This is a genomic window from Bradyrhizobium pachyrhizi (assembly GCF_001189245.1).
Taxonomy (GTDB): Bacteria; Pseudomonadota; Alphaproteobacteria; order Rhizobiales; family Xanthobacteraceae; genus Bradyrhizobium; species Bradyrhizobium pachyrhizi.
In genome coordinates this window covers 12,356-16,515 of record NZ_LFIQ01000091.1, presented here as the reverse complement: position 1 = coordinate 16,515, position 4,160 = coordinate 12,356, and the positions used below count along the sequence as shown (strand labels likewise).

Here is a 4,160-nt window from a genome sequence, read left to right as displayed (position 1 = left end):
TGCGCGGACCCGTTGGCTCTACCCATCCTATTACGCTTTCGAGCTAATCGTCGACGTCGTCCTGCGGCCGGCCGAACAGATGGATGATGCCCGGCGTCGAGATGGTGACGAACAGGAAGCGCGACAGATGATGCGCGCCGACGAAGATCGGGTCGATGTGCAGCGTCAACGCCAGCGCCAGCATCGCGTCCATCGCGCCGGGGGCAAAGGCGACCACGACGTCGGCGAGCCGCACATGGGTGGTGAAGCCGATCACCGCGACGAACACGGCCGAGATCAGGATGGCAATCGCAAACGAGCCGAGCCCGGCATTGACGTGACTGAGCAGCGTCGAGGTCTTCATCCGCGCGAAGCGGGTGCCGATGATGGCGCCGATGCCGACCAGCGCGACGTTGCGGAGCCAGGGCGGCAGGCCGCCATCGACCAGCCCGGAGCCGTGCAGCAGGCTGGAGGCGAGCATCGCGCCGAACATCCAGCTGGCGGGGAATTTGATCCAGCGCAGCAGCAGCGAGACGCCGATCGATAAGGCGACAAGCGCGACGAGGCCGAACGGCGAGGCGATCGAGGTCGGCAATGGCGGCGGCGCGGCATGTGTCACCCCGGTCAGCGCCAGCACCAGCGGCAGCGCGGCGGTCAAGATGATCACGCGCATGGTCTGCACCACCGCGATCGCCGCGACGTCGGCGCCCTTTTCCGCGGCAAGGATCGTGATCTGCGACAGCGCGCCCGGGCTGCCGGCAAGGAAAGCCGAGGTCTGGTCCCAGCCATGGACGCGTTGCAGATAGAGGCTCGAGCCGAAGGTCGAGCAGAACGTCGCCAGCGCCAGCAGGCCGATGGTGAGCGGATAGGAGCTCATGTGCTGCAGCAATTGCTGCGACATCAGCGAGCCGAGGGAGATGCCGAGCAACAGCAGCACCGATTGCGTCAGCACCGCCGGCACCGCGAGCGGCCGTCCGGCCAATGCGGCGATCGCGACCGCGACCATCGCCCCCGAGATCAGGCCGCCCGGCAATTCTGCCCACAGAAACAGCAAGCCGCCGACGGTGCCGATGACGAGGGTCTCGAGCCCGTTCAGGACTTTGCTGCGGTCGGGAATGGCCGTTGCCATCGAAGCGCGGATCAGGGTCACGCCGCCTTATGGCAAATTCGCGTGAACGCGACAAATGCATCTCGCGATTGCAGCATTGCGCCCCGGCTCGCCCGGCGCACAGATTTTCACCCTTCGAAACGCGCCGGGGATTGCGATCAGTATCGCCACAAACTCGTCATGTCCGGGCAGAAGCGCGAAGCGCGTCTTCGCGGAGGTGTCCCGGCAATCAACGCCTTTTCCACGCGCAAGCCAACACGTCGATGCCCGGCACAAGGCCGGGCATCACGGAGTCGTCGAGGGATCGAGCGCATGTGCGATTGCCCTCCCCGATGGGGAGAGCGAATCGCATCAAACCGGTCCGGACGTTACTTCGTCGCCGCCGGCGCAGCGGCGGCGCCGCCCGACTTCTCCTTCTTGCATTCGGAGCGGAATTTCTTGCGCTCCTTGCCGTGCAGCCCCTTGGCGTCGGCTTCCTTCGAGCATTCCAGCGACTCCGCGGTGCGCTGCTTCTTCTCGGCCGGCGCCTTGGTCTCGGCCTTGGGAGCGGCGTCCTTGGCGGCGGGCGCGGCCGTTTGCGCGAAAGCTCCGCCCGTCAGCAGCAGGGAGGCAAGGGCGGTTGCGGACGCGAGCATGGAAATCGTCTTCATGGGGCACCTCGTGAGGGAAAGAGGGCCGAAACGTCGCGCGACGATGCTGAACCGTGGATGAACATGCAGCGGTCCCGCCGCCACAATATTTTAAAGCGCAGGCGCGCTGGCGCGTTGTCGCAAGTCGGGGTTGCGCTAGGATAATGGTCTTACGCCAATGCCCCAACGGGAAACCAACGGGAAACCAGGGATGACGGGAGACCAGGGATGACCATTCAGACCAGATTGTTGTGCGTGCTTGCGGTGTCGGGCTTTGCAGCCTTTGCGGCGAGCGCGCCGGCGCAGGCCCTGACCGCGCAGGAATGCAGCGCCAAGTACCAGGCGGCCAAGTCGGCCGGCACCCTCGGCGGCCAGAAGTGGAATGATTTCCGCAAGGCGCAGTGCGGCGCCGACGCGACACCGGCCGCGGCGCCCGCCGCTCCGCCGCCGGCAGCCGCTGCGCCCGCTCCGGCCGCGCCGAAGGAAGCCAAGCAGGCGCCCGCCGCGGCACCCGCGGCGCCGGCAGGACCCGCCGTATTTCCGAACGCCATCGATCCCAAATACGCCAAGGAGTCCGAAGGCAAGGGACGCATGCACACCTGCGTCGACCAGTACAACGCCAACAAGACCACCGGCGGCAATGGCGGCCTGAAGTGGATCCAGAAGGGCGGCGGCTATTACAGCGAATGCAACAAGCGCCTGAAGGGCGCCTGAGCGAGCCGACCGAGTTTGGCGAGCGGCCGGCGTCAGCCGGCCGCTTTCCGTTTGCACCGGCTCTATTGGCTGCAGCTCTCTACCTACGGGTTTTCCGTCAGCAGCTTGTCCGCCGACTGCGCCAGCAATTGCGCGCGCTTGCGCGGGCCGCGCTCGAGAAACAGCAGGCTCTGGCCGAAGATGAAGCAGTAGAACAGGAAGGCCTGCGCATCGGCCTCTTCAATCGGCAGCCCGGTGGCGCGATAGAGCTGGGCGACATTCTTCAGCCGCGCGGCATCGACGCTCGCGGCGGCGGCGGCAGCGGCCTCATCGGTGCGCGCCCATTGCCGGATCGCGAGCTCGACCGCCATCGCCTCGGTGTTCATGCGCTCCGAATACAGCGTGATGATCGCCTTCAGCCGCTCGCGCGCACTGGCGCCGTCGAGCGCGGTGTGCTTCTCGATCGATGCGATGCGGCCGTCGCGCCAGCGTGTCAGCATGGCCTCGAGCAGCGCGGCGCGATCCCTGAAGCGGCGGTAGAAGCCGCCCTTGGTGATGCCGAGATTCTTGGCCAGTACCTCGACCCGTACGCCGTCGACCCCGCTATGGGCGAGTTCGGCGAAGCCGGCCGCGACCCAGACGTCGCCTTTGCTTTCAGTCATGCGATCTCCGCGCATCATAATGCGCGATGGGATCGTCATCGCGCATTAATCGCTTGTCTGTGCATGATCTTTTCGGAAAACCGCTTCGCACTTTTCCGGATCATGCTTTGATACGGTGCCGTATTGCTAGCCTGCTTCGTCCCTGATACGCTACCGTATCAAAAATCGAAGGAGGAATCCGATGGAGGGCGAGGCGACGTACCGCGGCACGGTCTATCCCTGGCACTGCGACCATATCGGCCACATGAACGTCATGTGGTATGTCGGCAAGTTCGACGAGGCGAACTGGAACATGTTCGCGCGGCTCGGCCTGACGCCGAGCTATCTGCGCGAGTCCGGTTGCGGCATGGCCGCCGTGCAGCAGAACATCTCCTACAAGCGCGAGCTGCTCGCCGGCGACCTTGTCGAGGTCAAGAGCCGGCTGGTCGAGTTCCGCGACAAGTCGATCCGTATCCTGCACGAGATGCGCAATGCGGAGACCGGCGAGATCGCCGCGACCTGCGAGATCGCGGCCGTGCATATCGACCGTGCGGCGCGCAGATCGGCGCCGTTTGCACCGGCGATCCGCTACGCCGCGATGCCGCATCTCGTGCCTTCAGAGCCCGCAATCGCGTGACCGCCATGCCCCGTTTCGAGCCGAAGAATCCCGATTACCGTGCGGTTGCGACCGATACGTTCGCGCGCCAGCGCGCGATGCAGACGCTTGGCATCTCGATCGCGCGCATGGAGCCCGGCGAGGTCGATCTTGCGATGCCCTATGCGCCAGAGTTCTGCCAGCAGAACGGCTTCGTGCATGCCGGAATCATCACCGCGGGCCTCGACAATGCCTGCGGCATCGCCGCCTTCACGTTGATGCCCGAAGGCTCCGACATCCTCACCGTGGAGTTCAAGACCAATCTCTTGGCGCCGGCCCGCGGCGAGCGGTTCGTGTTCCGCGGCGTCGTGGTCAAGCCCGGCCGCACACTAACGGTCTGCGACGGCCGCGCCTATGCGATCCAGGACGGCGTCGAGACGTTGGTCGCGACCATGAGCGGCACGCTGATGGCGCTGCAAAGGCGGGAGTCGCCGGCGATGAGCGGAGCTTCATCT

At 65.7% G+C, this 4,160-nt stretch carries 6 protein-coding genes; 3 read left to right on the top strand and 3 right to left on the bottom strand.

The window, feature by feature from the left end; translation table 11 throughout:
• Positions 1-43: 43 nt before the first annotated feature.
• On the bottom strand, positions 44-1,129 hold the full coding sequence (locus tag AKL29_RS22115; protein ID WP_152977711.1) for an AbrB family transcriptional regulator: 1,086 nt from the start codon (positions 1,127-1,129) through the stop codon (positions 44-46).
• A 326-nt stretch (positions 1,130-1,455) separates the two neighbouring features.
• The gene (locus AKL29_RS22110; RefSeq protein WP_028333536.1) at positions 1,456-1,737 is read right to left on the bottom strand and encodes a PsiF family protein; all 282 of its coding nucleotides are present in this window, start codon (positions 1,735-1,737) and stop codon (positions 1,456-1,458) included.
• Between the two features lie 207 nt (positions 1,738-1,944).
• On the opposite strand from AKL29_RS22110, the gene AKL29_RS22105 reads away from it, so the two are divergent.
• Complete coding sequence (locus AKL29_RS22105; RefSeq protein ID WP_028333535.1) at positions 1,945-2,430, top strand: hypothetical protein; 486 nt, start codon at positions 1,945-1,947, stop codon at positions 2,428-2,430.
• 83 nt (positions 2,431-2,513) lie between these two features.
• Here the strand turns inward: AKL29_RS22105 and AKL29_RS22100 are convergent, their stop codons facing one another.
• The gene (locus AKL29_RS22100; RefSeq protein WP_028333534.1) at positions 2,514-3,071 is read right to left on the bottom strand and encodes a TetR/AcrR family transcriptional regulator; all 558 of its coding nucleotides are present in this window, start codon (positions 3,069-3,071) and stop codon (positions 2,514-2,516) included.
• A gap of 181 nt (positions 3,072-3,252) precedes the next feature.
• Here AKL29_RS22100 and AKL29_RS22095 point away from each other — a divergent pair, with 181 nt between their 5' ends.
• Entirely contained in the window at positions 3,253-3,687 is a 435-nt protein-coding gene (locus AKL29_RS22095) for an acyl-CoA thioesterase (RefSeq protein ID WP_028333533.1), read from the top strand.
• Between the two features lie 5 nt (positions 3,688-3,692).
• On the top strand, positions 3,693-4,160 hold a 468-nt coding region (locus AKL29_RS22090; protein ID WP_082190666.1), incomplete at its 3' end, for a PaaI family thioesterase.